Origin of the sequence: Pontixanthobacter rizhaonensis, assembly GCF_012972675.1 — a bacterium.
Lineage (GTDB): Bacteria > Pseudomonadota > Alphaproteobacteria > Sphingomonadales > Sphingomonadaceae > Pontixanthobacter > Pontixanthobacter rizhaonensis.
Window position 1 is genome coordinate 267,733 of sequence record NZ_JABCRE010000002.1, and the last position, 26,314, is coordinate 294,046.

The 26,314-nt window shown below is 55.3% G+C and carries 24 protein-coding genes and 1 tRNA gene; 18 read left to right on the forward strand and 7 right to left on the reverse strand.

What is annotated here, in order from left to right:
* The first annotated feature begins 48 nt into the window (after positions 1-48).
* A complete protein-coding gene (locus tag HKD42_RS01145) occupies positions 49-270 on the forward strand; it encodes a hypothetical protein (RefSeq protein ID WP_170009155.1) in 222 nt (73 codons plus the stop codon).
* 31 nt (positions 271-301) lie between these two features.
* Positions 302-556: a hypothetical protein gene (locus tag HKD42_RS01150; RefSeq protein ID WP_170009510.1), complete on the forward strand. Its 255-nt coding sequence runs from the start codon at positions 302-304 to the stop codon at positions 554-556.
* Positions 557-629: 73 nt separating this feature from the next.
* On the opposite strand, the gene HKD42_RS01155 is transcribed toward HKD42_RS01150, so the two are convergent.
* Positions 630-2,978: a TonB-dependent receptor gene (locus HKD42_RS01155; protein ID WP_170009512.1), complete on the reverse strand. Its 2,349-nt coding sequence runs from the start codon at positions 2,976-2,978 to the stop codon at positions 630-632.
* A gap of 100 nt (positions 2,979-3,078) precedes the next feature.
* On the opposite strand from HKD42_RS01155, the gene HKD42_RS01160 reads away from it, so the two are divergent.
* Entirely contained in the window at positions 3,079-3,720 is a 642-nt protein-coding gene (locus HKD42_RS01160) for a TetR/AcrR family transcriptional regulator (protein ID WP_170009514.1), read from the forward strand.
* Positions 3,721-3,798: 78 nt separating this feature from the next.
* Entirely contained in the window at positions 3,799-4,440 is a 642-nt protein-coding gene (locus HKD42_RS01165) for an SOUL family heme-binding protein (RefSeq protein ID WP_170009516.1), read from the forward strand.
* Positions 4,441-4,450: 10 nt separating this feature from the next.
* Here the strand turns inward: HKD42_RS01165 and sppA are convergent, their stop codons facing one another.
* The gene (sppA, locus tag HKD42_RS01170; protein WP_170009518.1) at positions 4,451-6,331 is read right to left on the reverse strand and encodes a signal peptide peptidase SppA; all 1,881 of its coding nucleotides are present in this window, start codon (positions 6,329-6,331) and stop codon (positions 4,451-4,453) included.
* A 112-nt stretch (positions 6,332-6,443) separates the two neighbouring features.
* Here sppA and HKD42_RS01175 point away from each other — a divergent pair, with 112 nt between their 5' ends.
* Complete coding sequence (locus HKD42_RS01175) at positions 6,444-7,472, forward strand: aspartate carbamoyltransferase catalytic subunit (RefSeq protein WP_170009520.1); 1,029 nt, start codon at positions 6,444-6,446, stop codon at positions 7,470-7,472.
* Positions 7,469-8,701 carry a dihydroorotase gene (locus HKD42_RS01180; RefSeq protein WP_170009522.1) on the forward strand — a complete coding sequence of 411 codons (1,233 nt, stop codon included), beginning with the start codon at positions 7,469-7,471 and terminating at the stop codon, positions 8,699-8,701. The genes HKD42_RS01175 and HKD42_RS01180 overlap by 4 nt, the downstream gene beginning before the upstream one ends.
* A gap of 7 nt (positions 8,702-8,708) precedes the next feature.
* Here the strand turns inward: HKD42_RS01180 and HKD42_RS01185 are convergent, their stop codons facing one another.
* Both HKD42_RS01185 and HKD42_RS01190 read right to left on the reverse strand, forming a co-directional pair.
* The gene (locus HKD42_RS01185) at positions 8,709-9,995 is read right to left on the reverse strand and encodes a DUF418 domain-containing protein (RefSeq protein ID WP_170009524.1); all 1,287 of its coding nucleotides are present in this window, start codon (positions 9,993-9,995) and stop codon (positions 8,709-8,711) included.
* 101 nt (positions 9,996-10,096) lie between these two features.
* Positions 10,097-11,305 (reverse strand): SPOR domain-containing protein, encoded by a 1,209-nt coding sequence (locus HKD42_RS01190; RefSeq protein ID WP_170009526.1) that lies wholly within the window; start codon positions 11,303-11,305, stop codon positions 10,097-10,099.
* 223 nt (positions 11,306-11,528) lie between these two features.
* On the opposite strand from HKD42_RS01190, the gene HKD42_RS01195 reads away from it, so the two are divergent.
* The 5 genes from HKD42_RS01195 to bfr all read left to right on the forward strand — a co-directional run bounded on the left by HKD42_RS01195 (position 11,529) and on the right by bfr (position 15,321).
* On the forward strand, positions 11,529-12,245 hold the full coding sequence (locus tag HKD42_RS01195) for a ParA family protein (RefSeq protein ID WP_170009528.1): 717 nt from the start codon (positions 11,529-11,531) through the stop codon (positions 12,243-12,245).
* 22 nt (positions 12,246-12,267) lie between these two features.
* A complete protein-coding gene (locus tag HKD42_RS01200) occupies positions 12,268-12,954 on the forward strand; it encodes a hypothetical protein (RefSeq protein ID WP_170009530.1) in 687 nt (228 codons plus the stop codon).
* A 23-nt stretch (positions 12,955-12,977) separates the two neighbouring features.
* The gene (locus tag HKD42_RS01205; RefSeq protein WP_170009532.1) at positions 12,978-14,375 is read left to right on the forward strand and encodes an SPOR domain-containing protein; all 1,398 of its coding nucleotides are present in this window, start codon (positions 12,978-12,980) and stop codon (positions 14,373-14,375) included.
* Positions 14,376-14,524: 149 nt separating this feature from the next.
* A complete protein-coding gene (locus HKD42_RS01210; RefSeq protein ID WP_170012001.1) occupies positions 14,525-14,716 on the forward strand; it encodes a (2Fe-2S)-binding protein in 192 nt (63 codons plus the stop codon).
* A 125-nt stretch (positions 14,717-14,841) separates the two neighbouring features.
* Positions 14,842-15,321 carry a bacterioferritin gene (gene bfr / locus HKD42_RS01215; RefSeq protein WP_170009534.1) on the forward strand — a complete coding sequence of 160 codons (480 nt, stop codon included), beginning with the start codon at positions 14,842-14,844 and terminating at the stop codon, positions 15,319-15,321.
* A 46-nt stretch (positions 15,322-15,367) separates the two neighbouring features.
* On the opposite strand, the gene der is transcribed toward bfr, so the two are convergent.
* Positions 15,368-16,849 carry a ribosome biogenesis GTPase Der gene (gene der, locus HKD42_RS01220; RefSeq protein WP_170009536.1) on the reverse strand — a complete coding sequence of 494 codons (1,482 nt, stop codon included), beginning with the start codon at positions 16,847-16,849 and terminating at the stop codon, positions 15,368-15,370.
* 128 nt (positions 16,850-16,977) lie between these two features.
* Here der and HKD42_RS01225 point away from each other — a divergent pair, with 128 nt between their 5' ends.
* Positions 16,978-17,751, forward strand: coding sequence for a CHAP domain-containing protein (locus HKD42_RS01225; protein ID WP_170009538.1), 774 nt, complete (start codon positions 16,978-16,980; stop codon positions 17,749-17,751).
* 3 nt (positions 17,752-17,754) lie between these two features.
* On the opposite strand, the gene HKD42_RS01230 is transcribed toward HKD42_RS01225, so the two are convergent.
* Positions 17,755-18,084, reverse strand: a complete 330-nt coding sequence (locus HKD42_RS01230; RefSeq protein WP_170009540.1) for a DUF3297 family protein — start codon at positions 18,082-18,084, stop codon at positions 17,755-17,757.
* A 179-nt stretch (positions 18,085-18,263) separates the two neighbouring features.
* Here HKD42_RS01230 and HKD42_RS01235 point away from each other — a divergent pair.
* The 3 genes from HKD42_RS01235 (at position 18,264) to HKD42_RS01245 (ending at position 21,451) form a co-directional block, all read left to right on the forward strand.
* Positions 18,264-18,348 (forward strand) — tRNA-Leu (locus tag HKD42_RS01235).
* Positions 18,349-18,418: 70 nt separating this feature from the next.
* Positions 18,419-19,990, forward strand: coding sequence for a trigger factor (gene tig / locus HKD42_RS01240; protein ID WP_170009542.1), 1,572 nt, complete (start codon positions 18,419-18,421; stop codon positions 19,988-19,990).
* Between the two features lie 216 nt (positions 19,991-20,206).
* Entirely contained in the window at positions 20,207-21,451 is a 1,245-nt protein-coding gene (locus HKD42_RS01245) for an acyltransferase family protein (protein WP_170009544.1), read from the forward strand.
* A 4-nt stretch (positions 21,452-21,455) separates the two neighbouring features.
* Here the strand turns inward: HKD42_RS01245 and HKD42_RS01250 are convergent, their stop codons facing one another.
* Complete coding sequence (locus HKD42_RS01250) at positions 21,456-23,531, reverse strand: TonB-dependent receptor plug domain-containing protein (protein WP_246236636.1); 2,076 nt, start codon at positions 23,529-23,531, stop codon at positions 21,456-21,458.
* 237 nt (positions 23,532-23,768) lie between these two features.
* Here HKD42_RS01250 and HKD42_RS01255 point away from each other — a divergent pair, with 237 nt between their 5' ends.
* The 3 genes from HKD42_RS01255 (at position 23,769) to HKD42_RS01265 (ending at position 26,296) form a co-directional block, all read left to right on the forward strand.
* Complete coding sequence (locus HKD42_RS01255; protein WP_170009546.1) at positions 23,769-24,482, forward strand: ATP-dependent Clp protease proteolytic subunit; 714 nt, start codon at positions 23,769-23,771, stop codon at positions 24,480-24,482.
* A 204-nt stretch (positions 24,483-24,686) separates the two neighbouring features.
* Positions 24,687-25,946: an ATP-dependent Clp protease ATP-binding subunit ClpX gene (gene clpX / locus HKD42_RS01260; protein WP_170009548.1), complete on the forward strand. Its 1,260-nt coding sequence runs from the start codon at positions 24,687-24,689 to the stop codon at positions 25,944-25,946.
* Positions 25,947-25,948: 2 nt separating this feature from the next.
* On the forward strand, positions 25,949-26,296 hold the full coding sequence (locus tag HKD42_RS01265; RefSeq protein WP_170009550.1) for a hypothetical protein: 348 nt from the start codon (positions 25,949-25,951) through the stop codon (positions 26,294-26,296).
* Positions 26,297-26,314: the final 18 nt, after the last annotated feature.

The window sequence follows — 26,314 nt, forward strand, 5'->3', positions numbered from 1 at the left end:
GACTCGTTTTGATTTGGCCTCAAGCGCGCGGACCCCTATTTGTCGTCTATGACTGCGCTTCTCCACTTTGTCGGCTTCCGTGATGACCGATATTGGAATGCTGTGAAGATATGGGGTCAGCCAGATATGATCCACGAAGCGTGGGATTGTTATGCAGCGGACGATACTGCGCCTGGCGACACAATCGTCTTTGCAAGCGGGGCGTGGAACCAGCAACCGCGCAGTTTCACGGTGGAGGCTGCGCGGTCCAGAGCGGAACGAATTGCCTAGTTTTGCGTTGGTTTGGTGTAAAGGAGATCACATGATCAAGAACATCGTCACCGCGATCGCGGGCAAAAATCTGGCCAAAACCACAAGTGGTATTGGCGGCCCGCTGGGCACAGCGTTAGGCCTAGCATCTATGACGGTGCTACGCCGCGCGAGCGTTCCAACGATGATCGCGATTGCTGCTGGCGGGTATGCCTGGAAAAAATATTCAGGACGGCAAAGCGAAATGGCACCTACGCGGCCTACAGCGGCTCCCACAGCGCCGACAGTGAGGCCGACGGCCATCTAAGAAAACTGCAATTATAACAATAGGGCGTGTGCTCCTTACCGGAGCGCACGCCCTATGTGTTTTACTGGCGGTGCTAAAAGCGGATTTCGCCGGTCACGTAGAAACGACGAGGGTCGCCGTAGAAGCCGGTAAGAGTACCTTCCAGTCCCAAAGTCGGGGCGAAGGGTTGGCCTCCGGTTCCGCCAGCAACAAAGTTGTAGCCTGATATAATGTAGCGTTTGTCGGTCAGGTTTTTGCCGTGAATTCCGATGCTGAACCGGTCATCATCATCGGTGTACACCAAACTGGCATTCAACAGGACAAAGCCATCTTGATCGAGAAACGCATTGGGCGTTTCAAATTGGCTCGCGTCGGACCGTAAGCTGGCTGAGCCAATAAAATCGGCCATGCCGGATGCAACCGGAATGCCCAGATTGAAACCCATATTTGCAGTGATTTCTGGCGTATTCTGGAATACTCGCTGGTCAGCGACATCGTTGCCGAACGCGTCGATAAATTGTTTATATTCTGCATCGACATAGCCAAGCGCCCAGTTGACATTCAACCGGCTACCCGCCCCGGCAAAGTCCTCGCCCACCAATGCGCGGCCTTCAAATTCAAAGCCGTTCACATTGGCTTTACCGGCATTTGAGGTAATTCCGATAAAGCTTTCAAACACACCGTTATTGTCGGCATCCACACCGACGGAGCCCGGGATTTGAACAGCATTATAGCTGCCGAAAAATGCAGCCATGCTGATGTTCAAACGGTTGTCCAAAAGAGAGGCTTTCCAACCCAATTCATAGCTATCGACAGTTTCTGGTGCAAAGCGCAGGAATGCAAATTGGTCATCCCGATCAATATCGCCGTCGCGATCCAAATCGGGCGCCGCGGTGGTTTGGCCGCGGGGGTCAAACCCGCCGCCTTTAAAACCCCTTGAATAGGTGAAGTAGATATTGTGGTTTTCGTTCGGCTTGTAGCTGATCGAAGCACGCGGGGTGAATTCCTCAAAAGTCTCGCTGCCGTTGAAGTCAGATGTTACCGCAATGGCAGTTGCGTTTGATGGGGGGAACAAAGGCGAAAAGCCGCCGATAAAGGTAGTGCGCAGTACCCGGCTGGTGCGCTTATCGCTGGTGAAGCGTCCGCCCAAGGACAGGCTGAGCTGGTCAGAGAAGTCATAAGTGAAATCGCCAAAAATGGACCAAGTTTTGGTGTTCACGTCACCCAATGTCTGAGCGTTCAGGCCGGGAAGGCTGAGCAACGCGCCTGTGTTGGCAAGCAAGACATCGAATGCCGTGAAGGCATCGGCGTCCAGATAATATGCGCCAAGCACCCCGTTCAGGCGATCCCCTTCATACAGCAGTTGAAATTCCTGGCTGATCTGCTTGTTTTCATAGATTGCCGGGACATCCAGATCGGCCGCCGGCAGACTGTCAAAATCAATTGGCGCGGTTGACTCATCCTTGCGGTAACCGGTGATGCTTTTGAGCGTAATCGTATCACTGACTTCCAAAGCGATGTTGAGCGCACCGCCATATGCTTCCACTTTTTGGTCTACCACGTTCAGCCCCGCACGGGTGTTGAACACATCGTCCAACACTGGCGCGGCGGTTAACAGGCTTGGAATAAGCCGGTGCCCTTGGCGTGCCTCGCTGGTATCTCTGACGTAATCACCCGACAGTCGGACAAATAAAGGCCCGTTGTCGAACTCCAAAGTCGCGCGGCCAGCCCAGACGTCTTTATTGTAGTTCTCGGTCCCCAGAGTGAGATTGTCACCAAACCCGCCTCGGCTCAGGCGGGCAGCACTGGCACCGAATTTGAGGCTTTCTGTAAGCGGGGCAGACCCGCTGATAACAAGATCGGCTTGGTCATAAGAACCATAGGTGCCGCGAATTTTCACCTGCATTTCATCTGGCAGTCGGGCGGTCACATATTTGATTGCGCCGCCGATGGTGTTGCGGCCATACAAGGTGCCTTGCGGTCCGCGCAGAACTTCAATCCGCTCAACATCGTAAATATCAAGGACAGCGGCTTGAGGGCGGTTGAGATAGACATCGTCCACATACAGTCCAACACCCGCTTCAAAGCCTGCGACTGGGTCCTGCTGGCCGACGCCGCGGATAAACGCGGATAATGTGGTGTTGGTACCGCGTGACACTTCCAGTGTGAGGTTGGGGACCTCTTGCGCAACCTCGGTCAGTTCCAATGTGCCTGTCTTTGACAGATCTTCACCAGAAATCGCGGTGACCGAAAGGGGGACATCGACCAGTCTTTCGGCCCTTCGGCGGGCGGTGACAACAATGAAACCGTCATCTTCGCCAGTCTCTGCCGTGTCTTCGATAGTTGCATCTTGGGCGGCGACCGGCGCTGCGCTGAGCGCGATAGCGGCAGATGCAGCGCCTGTGAGGCACATCAATTTCAAAGCGCGATTCGTTGAACGCATGGTATCTCTCCCTTGTGGTTGGACTACCAATATTGAAACATGAACCACTTTTCAAATTCAGACTTGCCAGCGTGGCAATTGATGCTTAATCGATCAGCCTATGGGGTCACAAAACAGCACGATCAGCGCCACGCCAACGGCTGAAAACAGCAAGCAGCCACGGACGGAGCGGGGCCGCAAAACATTGCGCAAGCTGCTGGATGCAGCCACCGTTGAATTTGGAGAAAACGGGTTCCACGAGGCGTCTATCAGCGGGATAACCCGCCGCGCTGGTGTCGCTTTGGGTAGTTTCTACACATATTTTGACAGCAAAGATGCAATCTTCCGCGCGCTCGTGGTTGATATGAGCAACTCGGTCAAACAAGCGGCAAGGGACGCCATTACTGAGCCTATGTCGGCGCTCGATATCGAGCGGCAAGCGCTGCGCGGGTTTCTGGAATTCGCTTCCGAGCATAAGGAAATCTACCGCATCATTGATGAGGCAGAATTTGTCGATCCGGCCAGCTATCGCACGCATTACGAAACAATCGCAGCGCGGATCAATGACCGGCTGCAAACCGGCGCTAGAAATGGCGAATTTCGGCCAGATCTAAGCGAAGCCCACGCATGGGCGCTTATGGGAATGAATGTATTTCTTGGTTTGCGCTATTCGATCTGGAATCGCGACGGCGATAGCTTGGATATGGTCAGCGATGCAGCGCATTCGTTACTCGCCAAAGGGATCGCTACAGCCCGACAGTGATACCGGAGATTGCTCAGCGGAACAATTTACCGATCAGGCCATTGGCAGCAGTGAACCTCTGTTCTGATTGGATATGGAATGTCTAACGCTGTTTCACGATTTCTTACTATTGCGATTGTTTCAGGAGCGATTGCGATGGGTCCCGTGCCTATAGTGTCTGCACAAGAAACAGAACAACCGAACTTTTCGCTTCTCATCCAAGAGGGGCCGATAGAAGTCAGGAAATATACGCCAATGATCGTCGCCCAGGTGACGGTTAGCGGTGAGCGTCGCCGCGCAATGAGCGGCGGTTTTCGGCTGATTGCGGACTATATTTTCGGGAACAATATCTCGTCCAACAAGATCGCGATGACGTCTCCCGTTACCCAGAAAACCAGCGAGAAAATTGCCATGACCTCGCCCGTCACCCAGCAAGAAAATGCTGATGATATTTGGCAGGTTCGCTTTATTATGCCTTCTGAATACTCAATGGAAACCTTGCCGCGGCCGGTCAACAGCGCGGTGCAGCTGCTTGAAATTCCGGCGCAGTCTTTTGCGGTCATTCGCTTTTCCGGAACGGCAAATAACGGCGATCTCGCCGCTCAAACCGATGTGCTGCGCCGCTATATGGCGTCGAACGGCATGGAGGCTGCTGGAGCGCCTACCTATGCATTTTATGACGGACCGTGGACGCGCCCAGCCAACCGCCGCAACGAAGTGATGGTGCGATTGGCTGATTAGCGCCCGCTACTTAATCCGCAAATTGCATCATCGCTTTGGCGAACCACCCGCGAGAAGCGGTTGTGGAGGCCGCCTGTGCAGGAGTGTTGGGGCATTCCAAGCAATAGGCTTGCATTCCGCGAACCGACATTATCAGATGAAAGTCATCACGAGCCTGCGCGAGGAGCGCCTGCTGCTGGCCTGACACCATCGCGAACAGATCCCCTTGTTGTGCGGTGTCAGCACTGCCGCCCATCAGGCCGCGCAACAGATTGTCATATTCGCCGGTAGAGCTGGTCAAATATTGGACGTGCCAGTCGCCGTCTTCCAGTCCGGCTTCCTTGGCAGCCCATTCGACAGCATCGTCAATGCCGCCATATTGATCGACCAGCCCAATTTGGCGGGCAGTTCCGCCGTCCCAGACACGGCCTTGACCCACTTCGTCTACCTGAGCGGTCGTCATATTGCGGGCCTCGCCCACGCGGGTCAGGAAATCAGAATAGCCGTCTTCAATGGAACTCTGCAAAATTGCGTCTACTTCTGCGGGGAAGCCGGCAACCAAATCAGGTTGACCCGATAGTGGGGTCGTTTGAACGCCGTCGGCATTAAGGCCCCACTTTGCTGCTGCCCGTTCAAAAGTCGGGATAACCGCGAAGATGCCAATAGATCCGGTAATCGTTTCTGGTTCCGCAAATATCCGGTCACCTGGCGTCGAAACCCAGTACCCGCCGCTTGCAGCAACATTGGCCATAGAAACGACGATGGGAATGTCCTTCGCCTTGTGACGCAGGATGGCGCGCCGGATTTCTTCCGATGCCAGCACCGAACCGCCCGGTGAATCAACCCGAACGACCAATGCCTTCAGTTCATCATCCAATGCATCATCGAGGAGGGCCGCAATCCGGTCACCGCCTGCGGTGCCGGGGCCTGCTTGACCGTCAACGATCACGCCTGCGATGGTAACGACACCGATGGCGTCGCCGTCACTATCCACGGGGTTGTCGGCCAGCCAAGCGCCGAGTTCTGTATAGGCATAGGAACCCGGCGTTTCGTCCAAGTCGTCTTTGCCCGCAATTTCCGCCACACGTTCGCCAAATTCGACCCGGCTGCCCAGCTTGTCGACCATGCCAGCAGCGAGCGCCGCAGTAGCCAAGTCACCATTACTGGCAGCAACCCATTCGGCGGGTGTTTTGGTCACGAGGTCGAGATCGAGATCGGGGCGGGCTTTTTTAACGTTGGCCTGCCATTCTTCCCAAAGCGAGCCATAAAGCGCTTCGGCATTTTCACGCGCTTCAGGGGACATGTCGCCGCGAAGATATGGCTCCACGGCCGATTTATAGGTGCCCACTTTGTAGACCCGCGCATTGATATCCAAATTTTCCAGCAGTTCACCGTAATACAGGCGTGATCTGCCAAGACCGGCGATCACTGCGCCGCCCAATGGATCCACCCATACTTCACTGGCGTGCGCAGCGAGTTTCATACCATCATCAGCATAGCCAACGGCATAGGTAAGGACCGGCTTGTCAGCAGCTTTGACGCGTTCAATCGCCTCACCAAGCGCCTGCATATGCACCTGTCCGCCGCCCAGAAAACTGGTCAGGTCAAGGACAACCGAATTGATACGATCATCAGTGGCGGCGCTATCGAGCGCATGAACCAGATCGCGGATTTGATATTCAGGGACGGGTTCCTGACCCGATAGCAGCGCTTCCACCGGATCAATGGCCGATTTTTCTTCCACCACGACCCCGTCAAGATTGAGCAACAGGGCACCATCGCGAACCGAGGCTGGGCTTGGACTGGCGGTTAGAACGCTGAACAATAGCGTGAAGAACAATAGCAGAAAGATCAGACTTAAACCGTCTTTGATACCTACCAGAAGTCGCCAGACTTTGCCCGCGAATGCCATATTGCCTATTCCTTGAAATGTTGCCCCGCGCATTTGTTAGGCATTCTCAGCGCGAGATACCAGTCGAAACCGCTTGAGCCGTCAACCTGCCTCGACTAGGGGCTTTGTTTTAATGACATCGACGCAATCTTCACCGGCTCATGCTGGCCTCGTTCGGGAATATCCCGCGGGCAGTTTGGCCTATCCTCATCGCGATCTGCTCGGCATCGGGCAGATGGAGCGCCACGAAATTCTATTCCTGCTGGATGAAGCGGAACAGTGGGTCGATCTAAACCGGCAAAAAACCAAACATAGCGACGCTTTGGCTGGCTTGACCATCATCAATGCCTTCTTTGAAGCGTCAACGCGCACGCTGCTGAGTTTTGAAATTGCGGGCAAACGGCTGGGCGCCGACGTGGTCAATATGCACGCCGCCACCAGCAGTGTGAAAAAGGGTGAAACGCTGATCGACACGGCGATCACTCTCAACGCGATGCGGGCGGACGCGATCGTGATCCGCCACGGATCGAGCGGCGCGGTAGAATTGATTGCGGATAAGGTCGATTGCCCGGTGTTGAATGCTGGGGACGGGCAACATGAACATCCGACCCAAGCATTGCTCGATGCCTTGGCACTGCGCCATGCTTTGCGCGAACGCGGGCACAGTGCGGATGATTTTACCGGCTTAACAGTGACGATTTGCGGCGACATTTTGCACAGCCGCGTTGCACGCTCCAACATTCTGTGTCTGACTGCACTCGGGGCCACAGTGCGATTATGTGCCCCGCCAGCCTTGATGCCAGCACAGGTTGACGCGATGGGCGCACAGCCGTTTTCTGATTTCGACGCGGCACTGGAAGGCGCAGATGTGGTGATGATGCTGCGACTGCAAACGGAGCGGATGGAAGGGCAGTTCATCCCGTCTGCGCGCGAATATCACCACTTGTTCGGCTTGACCAAAGAACGGCTTGCACGCGCTGCCCCGGATGCATTGGTGATGCATCCCGGACCAATGAACCGCGGGGTGGAAATTGACAGCGAAGTGGCCGACATGATTGGCCGGTCGATTATCACACGGCAGGTTGAAATGGGCGTGGCGATCCGGATGTCCGCATTGGATGTGCTGACCCGCAAGACGCGGCAAGTGGAGGGTTGGGCATGAAGCAGCAAACCCCGCTAACGATTACTGGCGGACAATTGGTTCTGCCGGACGGTATGCAATCTGGCGGAATTCGTCTGGTTGATGGCCTGATCGAACAATTGGGCGATGTTGACGCGCAGAGCGGTGACACTGTTGTGGATGCACGCGGCCAGTTGATCGCGCCTGGTCTGGTTGATTTTGGCGTGTTTGCAGTGGACAAGCCTGCATTCCATTTCGGTGGTATTACGCGCGCAGCAGTTATGCCGGATCAAAGTCCGCCGCTTGATTACCCGTCGCGGGTCAAGCTTGTCGCGCAGAGTGGGAAACCGGATTTCTGGGTGCATCCTTTGGCTGCAGCTACGAAGGGTTTGGCAGGGCAGGAACTGTCAGAGATAGGCTTGATGAAGGCTGCTGGCGCTCGCGGAGTGGCGACCGGCCGTAGCTGGATTGCCGATTCCGGCACAATGCTGCGCTTGTTACAATATGCCGCGATGCTGGACTTGGTTGTCGTGAGCCATGCGGAAGATGCGGGCTTGTCCGGCTCTGCCGCTGCGACTGCGGGTGATATGGCGACACGGCTTGGTTTACCAAGCGCACCTGCGGAAGCGGAGGCACTGGCGGTGGCACGTGATATCACATTGGCAGAAATGGCTGGCGCACGGCTGCATCTGCGCCAAGTGACAACGCAGGCCTCGATTGATCTGGTGCGTGGCGCAAAGGCGCGCGGCGTTTCCGTTACAGCCGGAGTAACCCCGGCACACTTTATGCTGTCAGACCTAGCGACGGCAGAATTCCGCACATTTGCAAAGTTTTCCCCGCCGCTGCGTAGCGAGGAAGACCGGCAGGCCGTTATCGCAGCGATTGCTGACGGAACAATTGATGTAATTGCGTCAGGCCATGATCCGCGCGGTCCAGAAGATAAACGATTGCCGTTTTCCGATGCCGACCCCGGAATGGCAGGGGCGGAGACGCTGCTTGCAATGACGCTGAACCTGGTCCGGGACGGGGTGATTGATTTGCCTCGCCTGATCCGGTTGCTTGCTGGCAACCCAGCCGCGTTACTGGGTGTCAATGCAGGTGCGCTGGCAGTGGGGCAGGAAGCGGACATATGCTTGATCGATCCCGACAAGCCATGGATTGTCGATTCCGCCCAAATGGCCGCCACAGCAGGAAATACGCCTTTCGACCGGCAACCGGCACAAGGTCGCGCGACCGCTGTGTTCAAAGGCGGGGTGCAGGTCGGGTTATAAGCACGCTCTACCGTTTAAGCGGGAACATCTTGCCATAAGTTAGGCACCGCCAGATCCATTCTAGCGGACCATATTTGAATCGTTCCAGCCATGGTTTCGACCACAGCAGCATCACGGCCCATGCGCCAAGCACCACCAAATAGAGCTCCGGGCGAGTCAATTGGCCATATAGGCCGCCAGCCCAACCGTGGAAAACGAACAGCATCAGGATGGATGTGCCAAGATAGTTGGAAAATGCCATCCGGCCAGCTGCTGAAACGCGCTGTCCAAGCCAGCCCGTCGCGGCTGGCCCATAGACCGCCAATAATGCGAGCAAGCCCAAGATAGCGGGCAATCGTGGCAGCGGGGAAATGCCGACAAATGCAGCCAGAGTGCCCCAGTAATTCAGGCCGTCCTCAAGCGCCCATAAAGCAACCGGCAGCGTCAATAGAGAGCCAGCGATAACACCAATCCAGCCCCAGATTTGCATTTTCGACCTGTTCATCCCGCCCGAGAATAGGCCGAGCTTGTAAAAAGCCATGCCAATCAGCATCAAGGGCAGTGTCTCAAACGCAAACAGCAGTAGGGAAAACAGCGGGTCCCACGTGTGTTCTGTTAGATTATAGTGGACGAATTCCAGATAATTACCCTCGGTAATGATCTGCGCCTCCTTGGCCGCTTTGGCTTGTTCAAGCGTAGTTTCGCTCGCCATATCCGCGCGGATCTCGGCCATTTCTGGCGTAGTCCCTATGTCTGTTTCGGCGATCATGTAAGGGAAAATCATAAAGGCTGCGTAGAACAGCGCGCCTATGAAATAGCCTACTAGGCCCAGAACCATTTGCCGTTTCGCGCTCATTTTAACGAATGCCATCGCGGCAAATCCGGCGATGGAATACAGGATCAGAATATCACCGCGCCAGATCATAAAAAAGTGGATCAAGCCAAACACTAGCAGCCATAGTAAGCGCTTGGCCTGTAGACGCCTGCCCGAACCGCGTTCCCATGCTTTTTCAAGGAACAGCATCATGCTGGCGCCAAACAGAATGGTGAACAGCCCGCGCATTTTGGCATCAATTAATACAAACTGGGCAACCCACATCCAATTGGATGTCTCACCATGCGGGGTAAGAAAGGCATCTGGCCACATATAGGCGATAAATGGCTGGCCAAAGGCGACGATGTTCGCCGCCAAAATTCCCATGACCGCGAAGCCGCGAATAAAATCGAGGCTGGCGATCCTGTGGCCTCCAATCGCGGATAATGGCAGCGGGGCATCAGATGTTGGTTGGTCGGCAGACACGGTCGCGTCGGTCATGAAAATCCCCCTGAGAGGCCTCGTTATCACTAGCCCCCGACTTACGGAATGGATTTCTGCCAGACGCGATCAGCCGTCTACCAACGACCAATTCGCTGCCTTTATTTAGTGACCAAGCAATTCTGGCCATTGCGCTTAAGCGCGTTGCAGGCGGTTTGCGCTGCGGAACGGCTGGTGAACCCGCCGGCTTGCAAACGCACAAGGCGCCCTGCTGGAACAACTACCTTTTTTGATCCGCGCAAAGCAGCGTTGCCGGATAGTTTTGACCAAAGGCGATCTGCGTTGCTGCGCACACCAAATGCGCCGAGCTGCACACGCCAAACACCATTGGCGCTGGTGCCGCTTGCCCGCGTTGGTGCCTGAGCCCGCGGCGGAGCTGGCCGCGCCGCCGGTGCAGTTGTTCTTGGCGCAGGTGAGGGGGCCCTTGCTGTGCGAACAGGTGTTGCCGGTGCCGCATTGCGCCGTGCAAAGTCTGCACCCGCATTGGCCGGCGTTTCTGTGCCCGTCACCCGCTCTGCTTCGGCGACAGCCGTTCTTGCAGCGGCAATGGATGGAGCGACGCTGGTCCGTTGGATCGGCTGTGGAATTCTGTTTCCAGCACTTGGAAGAGGCGCACTATTTGTCGGCGCCGCAGCCACGCGCGGCGGAGGAGTAGGGGCCACCCGGGTAGGATTGGTGCCCGGAGTGGCAGAACGTACACCCAGATCGGCCGCAGCCAATTGTTGCGAGCGGTTCGTTTCTGCTTGTCGTTTCAAGTTCTGTGCAACCAGCTGCGCTTGTTGGCGTTGTTCAAGCGGAATGAAATCATCCATCTGCGCAATTGCTGGTTTGGCCTGAGGCAGGCCAGTGGTGTTGGCGAGGGTCAGCAATGCATAGGCACGGACCCAGTCTTTCTCGACTAGATCACCGTTAAAGTGGGCGATGCCGATCAAATATTGTGCCCGCGGATCTCCGCGGTCAGCGGCTGCCTTAACATAAGGCATAGCTTCTTCACGGCGGCCGTCTTGAAACAACAGCAGTCCGTAATTGTCGGCCGCTTTGATGTGCCCTTTGGCGGCGGCTTTGGCGTACAGAATTTCGGCTTGTTTGGAATTGGCTTCAACGCCGCGGCCCAGCCGATAAGCTTGCGCCATATTAAACTGCGCATCAGGATCGCCAGCATTGGCAGGCTCGCGCCATTCGCGAACGGCAGCGGCATAATCTCCTTTGCTCCATGCATCGACGCCCGATTTGACATCCGCAAGGGCAGGGGCTGCTGCGGCCAATAGCCCGCCAGCTAGCATAAATTTTAATGCGCGCGCATTTAACATATCTGTCTGCGAACCTTCTTCATCGCGATAATTGTGCCAACGGTATAGTGAACAGGGCGTTAGTAAAGTGTTTCCATGCCCAAGGTTTTTACAAATACGGCATTTTTTGGTGTTTGAGCCAATCCTTTAGAACGGCGTTAACCTAAAATTAGTCCTATCCTGCGATCTCCTAACACGACCCGCAATGAGCGGAATGTAAAACGGATTATCAGGGGAACAGGCCTTGCGTGTATTAGCATTGGCATCGCAGAAGGGTGGATCAGGTAAGACCACCTTGTCAGGGCATCTGGCAGTTCAGGCGCAACGCGCCGGAGCTGGACCGGTCGTACTGATCGATATTGATCCTCAGGGTTCGCTCGCCGATTGGTGGAACGAGCGCGAAGATGACTATCCCGCATTTGCGCAAACTACGGTGGCTCGCTTGGCGAATGACCTTCAAGTTTTGCGTCAACAAGGATTTAAACTGGCTGTTATTGATACGCCGCCAGCAATCACGTTGGCTATTCAATCGGTCATCGGCGTTGCCGAGTTGATCGTTGTGCCCACTCGGCCAAGCCCGCATGATCTGCGCGCCGTGGGTGCGACTGTTGATCTGTGTGAACGCGCTGGCAAGCCTTTGGTGTTTGTCGTCAACGCTGCCACTCCCAAAGCAAAAATTACGTCGGAAGCCGCTGTCGCTTTGTCGCAGCACGGCACCGTTGCCCCGATTACACTGCATCACCGTACGGACTTTGCAGCCTCGATGATTGATGGCCGTACCGTAATGGAAGTCGACCCTGACAGCCGCTCTGCTGCCGAGGTGACCGCCCTGTGGAACTACATGGCCGACCGTCTTGAAAAGAACTTCCGCCGCACAGTGTTTGCGGCGCCTAACTCTATTTCCCAAGCCGCCCCGGCGCATCGCTCAGCAGGTGGCTTTGGCCGCCGCGTAGCTCAGTAATCTTGAGGGCAGGCCAAACACGATGAGCGATAATTTTGCATCTTTAGGACCCAGCCTTCTGGCCCGGAAAGGCGGCGCAAAGCCAGCCATGCGGCGGCAGGTCGGTGTTCTGCCGGGGGCTGGAGCAGCTGCCCAAAACCTAGAAGATCTGGGATGGAATGATATGGGTGACGACGTGGAGGAAGCAGCACCTGCTTCTCACCAACGTCCAGCCGATGTCCTTCAGCTCAGCCCGGCGACCAGTGGTTCGGTTGATGAAGCCGAGGAAGCGGAGCACGCGCAAGAGCTTGCAGCCGCTCTGGATACGCCGCTGCTTGCCCAAAAGCCTAATGTACTTCGCCAACAGCAAGAAATTGCGGATCGTCTGGAAGCAGACCGTCCAGAAGCGGACCGAGGTGATGCGGCACCCGAAGCCAGCGCAGTTGCGCCAGCTCAAGTCGCTGAACCTGCACCGGTTGCGGCAGCCGCACCTAAGGTCAACGCTGCCCAGTTGGTGCGTAGCGAACGTAAACGGCGCCCTGCGCTGCAGCGCGGCAAACGGGCTGCGTTTACTCTGCGTCTCGATGCAGATCGCCATCTAAAACTGCGCCTGGCCTGCACTTTGCGGGGCCGGAGCGCACAACAATTAGTAACCGAGGCGCTCGATCAGCTGCTCGGAAGTATGAATGATGTAGATTCACTGGCCGCACAAGTGCGCGGCGCTGACTGAACGACTAACTAGGGGTAACGACCATGCTTAAGACTGCGCCACATAAGGCCACTCAGAAACGGGCTATCCTGCTTGCTGTCACAACTGCGCTTGCGACAAGCGCACTGGGCGGCTGTGCGACTAAGGCGGCACCCGTTGCTGCCGTGTCAGCAGGGCAGGCGCAGCAGGCATTGGTGAAAGGCGATACCAATTCCGCTCTTAGCCATGCTGAGCAAGCCGTATTAGCCGAACCGCGCAACGCGGCATATCGCGCCATGCTGGGTGCTACCTATATGGAAGCGGGGCGTTTCAAATCGGCGGCAACCAGCTTCAAAGATGCGATGTCACTGGGCGATAACAGCCCGCGTACTGCGCTGAGCTATGCACTGGCGGCAGTTGCAGCAGGCGATAACAAAGCCGCATTGGCTGTGCTTGATGATTGGCGCGATGATATTGATCCTGCAGATTTGGGTCTGGCATTCGCTCTGGCGGGCCAACCGCAACGCGGTGTGCATGTTTTGGGGAATGCCCTTCGCGGCGGCCAGAACACTGCCAAAGTTCGCCAGAACCTCGCATATTCCTATGCGTTGCAAGGCGATTGGCGCGCTGCGCGTCTGATGGCGGCAGAAGATGTTCCTGCGGACCAAATTGATGACCGCATCGGTCAATGGGCAGAAACTGCCAACCCGGAGGCTTTCCAGCAGCGGGTAGCCAACCTTCTGGAAGTGCCTGTTGTTTGGGATGGCGGCCAGCCTACCCAATTGGCACTAACAAACAGTGTCGGCGCAGAACAACTGGCAGCAGAAGCGTCTGCCCTGGTAGATTCTTCACCGAAAGTCGCAGCTGCGCCCGCATCAACACCGAATTACGAGCTGCCACCTTTGGGCGGTGAATTGATGCCCGTAAGCGGACCATCAACAACGGTTGAGCCGGTTAAGGCCGCTCAGGATTATGCCGCTTCATCGGTGGCGAAACCTGAAAGCTTCCAGGATGCCTTCGCCACCAAAGCACCAACAGGTGCTACTCTGGCTGAAGTCACTGCCAGCGCTGTGAAATTCGTGTCTGACCCTGTCGTGCAGAAAATGCCTGCGCGTCTGGGTGCTACTACAGCCACATCCGCAGCGACGGCCAGCAGCGCGCCAGTGGCTGGCGACCACCTTATTCAACTCGGGTCCTTCTCTAGCGAAGCGGGTGCAAAGCGGGCTTGGGGCATTTATGCCAAAGACTTCCCGCAGCTTAGCAAATACAAAATGGTTATCACGCAGGCCAAAGTGCGCGGTAAAACGTATTTCCGCGTGTCTGCCGGTGGTTTTGATCAGCGTGCTAGCGCCAATTCGGTCTGCTCCAAGGTCAAGGCATCTGGCAATGGCTGCATCACTTGGGCCGCTGCTCAGCCGCTCCCAGGCGCTGTAGATCGCGGTGTCCGGATGGCGGCACGTTAAAAAACGCCCCGATAGAAATTTATTTTCCTCCAGCGAGAACTGCCCTCCCTTCACGGGGAGGGCATTTTTTTGCCCAAAAAGGTGACAAACAGGCTTGCTATTGAGAGTAAGTCGCATTAACTCTTTCCATATTGAAGGAGATTGCCACCGTGTACATCTGTATTTGCAATGCCATTAAAGAGACTGATTTGCGCGGTGCCGCTTGTCAGAATGCAGGCGATGCAGAGGCGGTATATGCGTGTATGGGCAAGCGTCCGAACTGCGGCCAATGCCTAGAGGCTGCTAATGCGATTGTGTCTGAAGAGCGGGAAATGGCTCTTATGCCTGCCTATGCAGAGTAGGTTTCTAGTCTAACGCAAATCACTCGCAAGTGGCTGAATTCCGCCATTTTTTGGATATGTCACTCTTGCCAGAATAGAGCTTCGCGGTCATATATGGCGCAGACGGGCTATTCAGGAGACGTGCCATGAAGGGCGACGCAAAAGTAATCGAATTTCTAAACAAGGCACTCACCAACGAGCTGACTGCCATCAATCAATATTGGCTACACTATCGGGTTCTCGATGATTGGGGTGTGACCCGGCTCGCGGAGTATGAGCGTCACGAATCGATTGATGAGATGAAACACGCTGATCAATTGGCGGAACGCATTTTGTTCTTGGGCGGTCTGCCAAACTTCCAGGCGATTCATAATCTGCGTGTCGGTGAGACAGTGGAAGAAATCCTCAAGGCCGATCTCGCGGTTGAGCATGACGCATGTCCGCTGCTGACAGACGCGATCGAACATTGTGACAAAGTGCGCGACTATGTGACACGCGATTTGTTGGCGGGTATTCTTGCCAGCGAAGAAGAGCATGTCGATTTCTTGGAAACCCAATTCGATATGATCGAACGTATGGGGCTGGAAAATTACGTTCAGCTGCAAAGCAAGCCTGCGGGCGAGTGATAGCTGACGGGTTAGGCAGGCTGGGCCAATCCTGGGCCAGCCTGCATTAGCCCTTCGTGCGTTCCTGTTTACTGGCTTGCTGTCGCACGTGATACGGGTTTGATGACCCCTTGAACGTGATCCGAACGGGTACGCTATCAAAGCCCAGATTCTTGCGGATGCCGTTGATTAAATAGCGTTCATAGCTGGTCGGCAGCATTTCCAAGCGATTGCCGAACACAATAAAGCGTGGCGGCCGGGTGCTCGATTGGGTGATATAGCGCATCTTGATCCGCTTGCCTTTGGGGGCAGGGGGCGGATTGGCATTGATGGCGTCTTCAAACCACCGGTTCAGGCCAGCGGTTGGCACACGCTTGGACCAGCTGGCCCGCAGGGTAAAGGCTGCGCCAAGCATAGTGTCGAGCCCTTTGCCGGTTTTGGCGGACACCGCGAAAAGCGGCACACCGCGCACTTGCGACAATCCTTCGTTGAGCGCTTCACGCACGCCGTTGAACAGGCTGGAGGCATCTTCGGCGATGTCCCACTTATTGATGGCGATCATCAGCGCACGGCCTTCTTCAAGCGTCTGGCTGGCGATTTTCAAGTCCTGGTGTTCCAAACCCTGTGTCGCGTCGAGCAGCAACACAACCACTTCTGCGAAGTCGATTGCAAGTTTGGCATCTTGGACAGCAAGCCGTTCCAACTTTTCTGTCACTTTGGCCCGCTTGCGCATTCCCGCAGTGTCGATCAGCCGTATTTCCCGATCTTCGCCCATCGCGGGATCATGCCACACCCAGTCCACTGCAATCGAATCGCGCGTAATACCGGCCTCTGGGCCAGTGAGTAGGCGATCTTCACCCAGCAATCGGTTGATCAGAGTGCTTTTGCCTGCATTGGGCCGGCCAACAATCGCCAGCTTCAGTGGGGCTGATAGATCTTCCTCTTCCGGAACATATTCTTCGCCCGCTTCCTCGGCGGCGGCCCGTGCGGCAATCTCGTTTTGTTGCTTGGTATAATCGGCAGCGGCTTCTTCAGCTTGGATGCGGGCTTCACTGTCACCGATGATTGGCCATAACGCGCCGAACAGGTCGGCAATGCCTTCGCCATGCTCAGCAGAAACCGGCACCGGATCACCAAAGCCCAGCGCATAACTTTCGTAAATGCCTGCTTCGGCGGCTTTACCCTCTGCCTTGTTACAGACCATCACCACTGGAACTTTCTGGTTCCGCAGCCATAAGGCAATTTCTTCGTCCAGCGTGGTCACACCAGCGCGGGCATCAATCACCATCATGGCAGCATCAGCGCCAACCAAACTAACTTCCGTCTGTTTGCGCATCCGGCCCGGTAGCGTGTCGGGGTCATCATCTTCCCAACCAGCAGTGTCGACGACTTGGAATTTCAGCCCGGCAATCTCAGCGTCACCGCTGCGCCGGTCGCGTGTTACGCCAGGTTGATCGTCCACCAAAGCGAGCTTTTTGCCGACCAGACGGTTGAACAGGGTCGATTTGCCGACATTCGGGCGACCAATAATGATGACTTGTGGGAGCATGATGTCAGCGCAGGTGGCGTGTTCTTACCCGAATGGCAAGTATTCCTGCTGATTGGCCTTGTTATGGTTAGTTCACGTTAACCCTACTGCGCAGCTATGCAGCAAGACTAATGCGTCATTAGGGATGCATGATACGTCGCGTTACACAACTCATCGCCCTGAGCGCTTTGACCCTTACAGGGCTATCGGCCGCACCCGCATCGGCAGAATCTTCTGACCCATTTCGGAGTGCAGGGCGCGGCAGCGTTGAACTCCCTCCCTACCTGCAATGTGTGCCGTATGCACGCGAGCAGTCGGGCGTTCAGATTTACGGCAACGCCCATGAGTGGTGGGACAAGGCAGAAGGGCGCTTCAAGCGTGGGAATCGCCCAAAAGTGGGTGCTGTGATGGCATTCCAACCCCACCGCAATATGCGGCTGGGCCACGTTGCAGCGGTCAGCAAGGTCATCGATAAACGCACAGTTCTGCTGCGCCACGCCAATTGGTCACCGATCAATGGCCGCCGCGGGCAGATTGAAAATGATGTGCGGGCTATTGATGTGTCGCGCGCGAACGACTGGAGCCAAGTCCGGGTGTGGTATCATCCGATACAAGCCTTGGGCAAAACGGCATGGCCAGTGCACGGCTTCATCTATTCGGATAAAGGACCTAATTTTGGCCGCGCGGCTACAGTGGCTCGATCGGCAACCCCGTCCGCGCCGCGCAGGGTAGCGCCGGTTCCAACAGTCAACCGGAAGCCGTCCAAGCCGTTTCAGAATGCCTTTGCGGATCTAAACACATCGGTTTCACCCGCACGGGCCAGCGTGCGTCCGGCAGTCAGTCGCCCGGTTGCGCGCGGCCGGCCAGCGTCAAGGAATAGCGTTGATGACTTCGCGTCTATCATCGCCAAATATGACCGCTAGATTTTAATCGGCCTTGGCGACGGGCGGTTCGTCGCCCAGATCTTCAAACCATGCTTCGACAGGGCCCTTCAGCTTAAGCGTCAAAGGGTTGCCTTTGCGATCCAGCGTTTTGCCTGCCTGAACACGCACCCAACCTTCGGAAATGCAATATTCTTCGATGTTGGTGCGCTCGGTCCCTTTGAAGCGGATGCCGACGCCGCGTTGCAACACTTCGCTGTCGAATAATTTGCTGCGCGGGTTCACCGAAAGGCGATCAGGCGGGACATCCGGTCCAGCAGTGGTCGCGGTTTCCGGTGTTGTTTCGGGCGTTTCTGGGGCGTTTTCTTCAGTCATTTTTGCGCTGTAGTGACCCAAGGCAGCGGGGGCAAGAATGCAATGATCATAATATCTGGCAAATTTGCGGCCTAATGCCCAACAGTCTGCTTGCCCTTTTGCCCATGTCCTTTTAAGGGCACGCCCTTGCTCGCGAGGTTCGCGCCCATTCGGCGTGTGCGCGCGGCGTTGTTCAAGTTGCGGGCGTGGCGGAATTGGTAGACGCGCTGGTTTTAGGTACCAGTATCTTACGATGTGGGGGTTCGAGTCCCTTCGCCCGCACCAGAACAGCGCTGTAGCCCTCGACCGACACAGTTATAATGTTTGAGATTTTGAAAAGGTTTTAGTGCCCGCCATGCAAATCAAAGAGACCACCAACGAAGGCCTTTCGCGCGCTTATGAAGTTGTCATTTCGGCAGCAGACATCGCTTCGCGAATCGATGCTGAAGTGAAGAAGATTGCGCCGCAGGTGAAAATGCCCGGCTTCCGCCCGGGTAAAGTACCCGCCAATCTGGTCAAGAAAATGCATGGTGAGCAGCTTCACGCGCAAACCGTCAATGATGTGATCCGCGAATCAGTCGACAATCTGATGAAAGAAAAGGCACTTCGCCCTGCGATGCAGCCAGCGGTTGATCTTGCTGAAGGCTATGAAGAAGGCAAAGACGCGACATTGACTGTCGCACTGGAAATTCTCCCAGTAGTCGAAACGCCGGATATTGAAGGCCTGAAGTTGGAGCGCCTGACCGTTCCTGTTACAGACGAGCAGGTTGAAGAATCGCTGAAAAGCATCGCTGACCAGCAAAAAAGCTACAAAGATGCGGCCAAAACCAAAAAAGCTGGTGACGGCGATCAATTGATCATCGATTTCGTTGGCAGCATTGATGGTGAAGAGTTTGAAGGCGGAAAAGCCGAAGACGCACCACTGGTAATTGGCTCTGGTCAATTCATCCCTGGATTTGAAGAGCAGTTGACTGGTGCAAAGACCGGTGATGAGAAAACCATCACTGTGACTTTCCCGGAAGATTATCCGGCCGAAAACCTGAAGGGCAAGGACGCCCAATTCGCGATCACGGTGAAGCAAGTTAAAGTCGAAGCAGAAACCAAGCTCGACGATGATTTCGCGACCTCACTCGGCCTCGACAGCCTCGATAAGCTGAAAGAGCTTTTGAAAGGCCAGCTTGAGCAAGAAACCAACGGTCTGACCCGTACGCAAATGAAGCGTCAGCTGCTTGATCAGTTGGCCGCTGGCCATGATTTTGAAGTTCCGAGCAAAATGGTTGATGCTGAGTTCGAGCAGATTTGGGCGCAATTGCAGCAAGAAGCCGCAAAGGATGAGAATCCGGAAGACGCGCTGAAAGAAATCGAAGCGGAAAAAGACGATTACCGCAGTATCGCCGAACGCCGCGTGCGTCTGGGCCTTTTGCTGAGTGAAATCGGCCAAAAGAACGGCGTTGAGGTTACTCAGCAAGAGATGTCTATGCTGATCCAGCAGGCGGCTCAGCAATATAATGAAGCTGATCGTGAGCGCTTCATGCAGTATGTTCAGCAAGAGCCAATGGCAGCTGCCCAACTGCGTGCCCCGCTTTACGAAGATAAAGTCGTCGATTTCCTGTTTGAAAAAGCAGACGTGACCGAGCGTGAAGTCACGAAAGAAGAGCTGGAAGCTGCGATCGAAGCAGATGAAGCTGCTGAAGAAGCGAAAGCGAAAAAACCGGCAGCCAAGAAAAAAGCTCCGGCGAAGAAAGCACCTGCGAAAAAAGAAGCTGCAAAGAAGGCGCCGGCCAAGAAGGCAGCTGCTAAGGATGATGCAGACAAGCCAGCGGCGAAGAAAGCCCCGGCAAAGAAAGCAGCAGCTACGAAAAAAGCACCTGCGAAAAAGCCAGCGGCCAAGAAGGCCCCTGCCAAGAAGCCGGCAGCCAAGAAATAAGCGCTTTCAAAGCGTAACAAAAAGGGCCGCCCGGCATTGCGCCGCGCGGCCCTTTTTTGTCTTTGGTAACGATTGCCCGATGGATTGTCGCATTGGGGGACAGGGGGCAGAGATTTACCCAAACTTTGCAAATTCCAACTATGCCACGCCGAGCAAACAATATGGAGATAGGCGTTAACGGGTTACAAAGGGGGAACTCGTGAACCGTAAACGAGTATGACCACATCAACAGCCACCAGCGCGCCCCGGCCGCAGCATTACCACGATATTGACGGCGCTCGGTCCGTCCTGATGTTTTTGTCTGTCGCGCTTCACGCCGGAACGGTCTACGCGCCCGCCCGCCCGTGGATCACCGCGAACACCGCCCGGCATGAGTTTTTTGACTGGTTGATTTTCGGGTTTCACCTGTTTGTTACGCCAACGTTCTTTTTTGTCGGCGGGTTCTTTGCGGTTCTGCTGCTGTCGCGCAGGGCGGTGGGCGATTTCCTGCTTAACCGGTTGCTGCGAACAGGGGTGCCGCTGGTTACAATTGCGTTCACCCTCAACATGATCGAGCTATATCTGCGCTATGTCGATGCCGGCGGGGCTGAAAATTTTGTCGGCTGGATCGGGAGCCCCAACTTCATCGAGGTTTGGGCCAGTGGATTGTGGGCCTTGCATCTGTGGTTTCTGGTCAGTTTGATCCCGATGTTCTTGCTTGCCGCTCTCGTCCAGAAATTTGTTCCACAGGGATCTGTGCTGCGTAGCAAGGCTGTGGCAATCCCGGACTGGCTGGCCGTGGTTGCCAAATCAAGCGGTGCCTTTGCCGTGTTTCTTGTGCTGCTGGCGGTCGGCAATACCGCCAACTATCTGGTCGCAGGGCAAATGCCGGGCACTTATGAGCCGATCTTCCCCGGCTTCCAAAGCTGGTACAAGCTGGTCAGCGAATTTCCGTTTTTTGTGATTGGTGTAATGGCGGCTTTGTCCCCGTCATTTCTAGCCACATTGGTCAAATGGCGCGGGTGGATGCCATATGCGGCTGCCATTGCTTTGATCATTCAGCCCTATAGCACGCCGGAGCAGGGTGATCTGTTTTCGCTATTTATGCTGTTCGCCAACCAGCTTGCGATTTGGACGATTGTGTTGTTCATTTTGCAGTTCTTCCATCGCTATTTTATCGATGGAGGGCCGAAGACAGCATGGCTCGCGGATTGTGCGCTTTCCATGTACCTGTTCCACCATTGCTTGGTCTATGTTTATGGGCGTTGGCTTGTCGGCGTAGAGTGGCCGATCTGGCTGGAATTTTCCGTCCTCACCATCGGGGCCGCTGCGACGGTGATTATTGTTCATGAATATGTCGTGCGCCGCTTCCATTTGGCGCGGCTGCTGTTCAACGGGAAAACGGATATTGACGCAATTCGGCGCAAAAGGGCGGAAAAAGCGAACCAGAGACGCTATCCAGCTCTAAGCCCAGCGGAATAGACGCTCAAAAGTTGCCAGAGACACTGAACCGGAAAATTGGGCCGATCCTCAAATTGCGGTCCTCGATAAAGGCGATCTGTTCATCAGTCCGGGGCCCGTTGAATACGGTACGGATGGTCCGTTCCCGTCCGCCAAACAGATTGGCATAGGTCGCGCGCACGGTCAGGCCGAACACATCCTTATGTTCAACAAAAATATTGGCGAATGTTGGTCCTTCAAAGTCGAGGTTTGTCTCTGAAATACGGAATGAAGGTTGCCTGTGTTCGTAATTCAGGCCCGCACCGTAAGCGAAGTTGGTTCCGGGCACGTCATGGCGGTAGTCGATCTCGATATCCACGTCACCGGCATTGGAGAAAGCACGGTTTTCGCCGGTTAGCTGATCGCGTACACTGCTGAGAAACAGGTCTACTTCCCAATCCAGTTGGCCACCTGAAATACCCAAACTGTCTAGCTGAACAGTGGTGTTCCAGCTGATTTCGGTACTGCGCGCGCTGGGAACATTACCGCGCGCTTCGCCGCCAGCGATCAGCGGTATCAAATCGATATAATCTTCGATCCAGCGCTGCTGCAAGGTGAGCGTCGTTGAGCCGATTTCACCAAGCACTTTGTTAATTTCGACATCGACGCCCCAGCTTTGTTGGGGCACAAGTTGATTGTTGCCAGCGTTCTGGTTGTTATCACCCAAAGAGACATTGGCCAAGAAATCTCCGAATGACAGCTGCCCCACCTCGCGCAATAGTTCTACCGAGATGTCCAGCCCGGTTTGCGGGCGCCATGCCAATGAAAGATTGCCTTTGGGGCGCTGAAATGTCCGGGTATTGGCCGCTGAACCGGTTTGTTTCAGCTGCGAATATTCACCGCCAGCCGCGGCTTGCAACGCCAATTTCGGGGTGAGTTGGCGGCTATAGGCCAGGATGAATTCGTACCGGTCTTCGGTTACCCCGCCACTGCCTTCCGGAAAATCAATTTCGGTAAAGTTGCCATCAGGGGCTAGTTCGAACAGCTCGGAGACCCGTTCCAGCCGGTTAAAGGCGGCTTCACCGGATAATTGCCAGTCACCGCCGAGCATCGGCCAGCTATATTCAAATCGGCCGATCCGTTCACCGTCGCCGCCGCTACGCACAAAACGGTCGCCAGTGGCCGTTCCGCTGCTGGCCACGGTGTCGATGATGACGCTGTCTGACAGCTCTTCATCATAGGCGTCCAAGGCGATCAACTTTAGCGCGCCAGGGCCAAGGGGGAAGGTGATGTCACCGCTAATCTCGTATTCCGGCGTACCGCCACTGCGCAAATCATCGCGCAGGACCAGCCCGGTCCCGGTTATATCGCGCGTTTCCGCCACTAACCGGGAAAAATAGGATCGTGCATAGTTGAGATTGAGATTGGCAGTAACGTCGCCGCCGAAATCATAACCAAACGCCCCGCTAATTCGCGGAACGTCGAATGCGCCAGTGAAAACGGCTTGAGTGTCTTCAATAACCGCCCCAGCTGCATCGGTAAAAACAATCGGTCCGGTCGCTCCGAAGCGGTTGTTGTTGTTCTCTATCGCGACGGTGAAATCGAGTTCACCCAGGCTGCCGGATACAGAAATCTCTCCGCCATACCATTCCGGATCAACTTCCGTAGTGCGGACCGCGCCCTCCCATCGGAATTGTCCGGTTATGCCGCCTTGTTCAATAATGATATTGGCGACTTGACCCGTAAGCCCTGGAATATCCAAAGTCGTACCGTCGACAATTTCGATCCGAACAACATTGCTGGCAGGAATACGGCCCAGTTGATCGCGCGCGCTGTCCGATTTGCTGGTTAGCCTATCACCATTGATCAGAACGTTTTCATCTGCCTGACCCAGTCCGCGGCCACCATCGCCGCCGCCTTGCAAATTAAAGCCGGGAATTTGGCGCACCATATCGAGTGCATTTCGCGGGGCAAAACGTTCAAAATAGGATGGTTCGTAGACGTTTTCAGGCGCGAATTCAGTGGCGGTATCGCTGGCTGGTTCTGCTTCTTGTGCAGCCGCCGGAGTAGACAATGCCAGCGCGAGGCCGCTTGTGCAGTAAAAAAGCAGATGCTGTTTCAATGTAATCCCTCGTCAAGCAGAGCTGCTTTGTGAAAGTCTGGTGAAACTATCTTGCGCAAAGGAATAGGGGCTATCGACCGGATGAACAGTGGGAGCGACGAATGGCAAGCGCAGCAAATGCGCATGGCGGATCGGGCTGATAAGGCGGCTTTCAACACCCGCCAGGGTTAACGCACTTGAACATCGGCGGTGTAGTCGCGACATAGGTCATCGAAACAGATGATTTGAAGGAACCCCATGATCGATCTTTCCGCGCAACTTGGCGATACTTATGGCTCTCAGGGCCAGTTTACCCGTGATCCATTGACCGGCGCCCTGGTGCCGACAGTCGTAGAGCAAACCAGCCGAGGCGAGCGTGCTTTTGATATTTTCAGCCGGTTGCTGCGCGAACGGATCGTGTTCGTGACTGGTCAGGTTGAAGACGGCATGGCATCGCTGATCACGGCTCAGCTGCTGTATCTGGAAAGTGAAAATCCTTCCAAGCCGATTTCGATGTATATCAATTCGCCCGGCGGTGTTGTGACAGCGGGCATGGCGATCCATGACACTATGCAATATATCAAACCGCGCGTTTCGACCGTGTGTATGGGGCAAGCTGCTTCAATGGGCAGCTTCCTGCTCGCAGCCGGTGAACCGGGTATGCGTGTGGCATTGCCCAATGCACGGATCATGATCCACCAGCCTTCGGGTGGTGCACGCGGTATGGCATCTGATATCGAAATTCAGGCGCGCGAAATTCTGCGGATCAAAGCGCGGATGAACGATCTTTATGTGAAATATACCGGTCAGACGCTCAAGAAAATTGAAGCTGCAATGGACCGTGACACCTTCTTGGAAGCCGAAGAGGCGATGAAATTCGGCCTCGTCGACAAAGTGTTTGAGACACGCCCGGAGGGTGAAGAGCCCGGCACGGATTCAGATGACAAAGGTGCCGGCGGCGCACCAGAGTAAGCCGAAAATTCCGTCCCGCATGGGTAATACACCACAGTATGTGTCTGTGCGGGACGTTAACTGTAGCATTTCAGCAACCTTGTCGCTTCAGCGCTCCGTAAGGGGCTTCTGCTAGATACTGCTGGTTGATTATCAAATATCCGGCTTTAGAGTCGGACGAATCCCCAATGCCATTTGCAGGCATGGGAATCGGGAATACGGGATATGACGAAATTGAGCGGAACCGACTCCAAGTCTACGCTATATTGTAGTTTCTGCGGGAAATCGCAGCACGAAGTGCGCAAGCTCATTGCTGGCCCGACCGTGTTCATCTGCGATGAGTGCGTGGAACTATGTAACGATATCATCCGTGAAGAGACCAAAGCGGGTCTGACGGGCCGCAAAGAAGGCGAAGTCCCGTCGCCGATGGATATCTTCACCACGCTGAATGATTACGTGATTGGTCAAGACCGCGCCAAGCGTGTTCTGTCTGTGGCGGTTCACAACCACTACAAACGCCTGAAACATGGCGGCAAAGCAGGCGAAGTTGAGCTTGCCAAATCCAACATTCTGCTGGTCGGCCCGACCGGCTGCGGTAAGACACTGCTTGCCCAAACATTGGCACGCACATTCGACGTGCCATTCACTATGGCCGATGCGACGACGCTTACCGAAGCCGGTTATGTTGGCGAAGATGTCGAGAATATCATTCTCAAACTGCTGCAGGCGAGCGACTACAATGTCGACAAGGCGCAGCACGGCATCGTTTATATTGATGAAATTGATAAGATTACCCGCAAGGCGGAAAACCCCAGCATCACCCGTGATGTATCGGGCGAGGGCGTTCAGCAGGCTCTGCTGAAACTGATGGAAGGCACTACTGCCTCCGTTCCTCCGCAGGGCGGGCGCAAACATCCGCAGCAGGAATTCCTGCAAGTGGATACAACCAACATCCTGTTTATTTGCGGCGGCGCGTTTGCTGGCCTTGAAAAAGTGATCGCTGACCGGTTGCAGAAACGCAGCATCGGTTTCGGCGCGCATGTTGCCGATCCGGACAAGCGCAAAGTCGGCGAATTGCTCGAAAAATGTGAGCCGGAAGATCTGCTGAAATTCGGCCTGATCCCTGAATTTGTTGGCCGTTTGCCCGTTATCGCCACCCTGCGCGATTTGGATATTGATGCGCTCGTGGAAATTCTCAGCCTGCCCAAAAACGCTTTGGCAAAACAATATGCCAAGCTGTTTGAGCTGGAAGATGTCGCGCTGACATTCAACGATGATGCACTGGTTGCGATTGCTGAGAAAGCAATCGAACGCAAAACCGGCGCGCGCGGCCTTCGCTCCATTGTTGAAGGCATCTTGCTCGATACGATGTTCGATCTGCCCGATATGGACGGGGTGACCGAAATCGTGATCGACAAGGATGTGGTAGCAGGCAACAAAGACCCGATCCGTGTTGTTGGCGGTGAGAAGGAAGAAGCTGCCTAATTATGTCGGAGGAATGGTTGCCGCTCATTCTGTGCGCGCCATTCGTCCTATTGATTATGGCATCGGGGCTGTGGGCCAACCGGCGATTTAGACGATTTAAGCGTTTGCCCGGGCATTTCGATATCACTGGCAAGGCGACTTATCTCGCGCCGCGCAGCCTGATCATTTGGTATATTCCCATTGTTCTGTCGACGGTGCTGATAGCCATTGCCTTGGCCGGCGTGCTGGTCCCCAGCGAGTTACAGAACGGTGATGCCGTCACCGGGGTTGTGCTCGGCGGTGTTTGCATATTGGGCGCTCAAATGCTCATTCTTTGGCTAACGGAGCGTTGGGCTTCCCGGCAAAATTAAACCCCGCCCGGCGGATTC

What these genes read in the sequence shown, in the direction of transcription:
- HKD42_RS01145 (WP_170009155.1), top strand. Translation starts at nt 49, where the DNA reads ATGACTGCGCTTCTCCACTTTGTCGGCTTCCGTGATGACCGATATTGG.
- HKD42_RS01150 (WP_170009510.1), top strand. Translation starts at nt 302, where the DNA reads ATGATCAAGAACATCGTCACCGCGATCGCGGGCAAAAATCTGGCCAAA.
- HKD42_RS01155 (WP_170009512.1), bottom strand. Translation starts at nt 2,978, where the DNA reads ATGCGTTCAACGAATCGCGCTTTGAAATTGATGTGCCTCACAGGCGCT.
- HKD42_RS01160 (WP_170009514.1), top strand. Translation starts at nt 3,079, where the DNA reads ATGGGGTCACAAAACAGCACGATCAGCGCCACGCCAACGGCTGAAAAC.
- HKD42_RS01165 (WP_170009516.1), top strand. Translation starts at nt 3,799, where the DNA reads ATGTCTAACGCTGTTTCACGATTTCTTACTATTGCGATTGTTTCAGGA.
- sppA (WP_170009518.1), bottom strand. Translation starts at nt 6,331, where the DNA reads ATGGCATTCGCGGGCAAAGTCTGGCGACTTCTGGTAGGTATCAAAGAC.
- HKD42_RS01175 (WP_170009520.1), top strand. Translation starts at nt 6,444, where the DNA reads ATGACATCGACGCAATCTTCACCGGCTCATGCTGGCCTCGTTCGGGAA.
- HKD42_RS01180 (WP_170009522.1), top strand. Translation starts at nt 7,469, where the DNA reads ATGAAGCAGCAAACCCCGCTAACGATTACTGGCGGACAATTGGTTCTG.
- HKD42_RS01185 (WP_170009524.1), bottom strand. Translation starts at nt 9,995, where the DNA reads ATGACCGACGCGACCGTGTCTGCCGACCAACCAACATCTGATGCCCCG.
- HKD42_RS01190 (WP_170009526.1), bottom strand. Translation starts at nt 11,305, where the DNA reads ATGTTAAATGCGCGCGCATTAAAATTTATGCTAGCTGGCGGGCTATTG.
- HKD42_RS01200 (WP_170009530.1), top strand. Translation starts at nt 12,268, where the DNA reads ATGAGCGATAATTTTGCATCTTTAGGACCCAGCCTTCTGGCCCGGAAA.
- HKD42_RS01205 (WP_170009532.1), top strand. Translation starts at nt 12,978, where the DNA reads ATGCTTAAGACTGCGCCACATAAGGCCACTCAGAAACGGGCTATCCTG.
- bfr (WP_170009534.1), top strand. Translation starts at nt 14,842, where the DNA reads ATGAAGGGCGACGCAAAAGTAATCGAATTTCTAAACAAGGCACTCACC.
- der (WP_170009536.1), bottom strand. Translation starts at nt 16,849, where the DNA reads ATGCTCCCACAAGTCATCATTATTGGTCGCCCGAATGTCGGCAAATCG.
- HKD42_RS01225 (WP_170009538.1), top strand. Translation starts at nt 16,978, where the DNA reads ATGATACGTCGCGTTACACAACTCATCGCCCTGAGCGCTTTGACCCTT.
- HKD42_RS01230 (WP_170009540.1), bottom strand. Translation starts at nt 18,084, where the DNA reads ATGACTGAAGAAAACGCCCCAGAAACGCCCGAAACAACACCGGAAACC.
- tig (WP_170009542.1), top strand. Translation starts at nt 18,419, where the DNA reads ATGCAAATCAAAGAGACCACCAACGAAGGCCTTTCGCGCGCTTATGAA.
- HKD42_RS01245 (WP_170009544.1), top strand. Translation starts at nt 20,207, where the DNA reads ATGACCACATCAACAGCCACCAGCGCGCCCCGGCCGCAGCATTACCAC.
- HKD42_RS01255 (WP_170009546.1), top strand. Translation starts at nt 23,769, where the DNA reads ATGATCGATCTTTCCGCGCAACTTGGCGATACTTATGGCTCTCAGGGC.
- clpX (WP_170009548.1), top strand. Translation starts at nt 24,687, where the DNA reads ATGACGAAATTGAGCGGAACCGACTCCAAGTCTACGCTATATTGTAGT.
- HKD42_RS01265 (WP_170009550.1), top strand. Translation starts at nt 25,949, where the DNA reads ATGTCGGAGGAATGGTTGCCGCTCATTCTGTGCGCGCCATTCGTCCTA.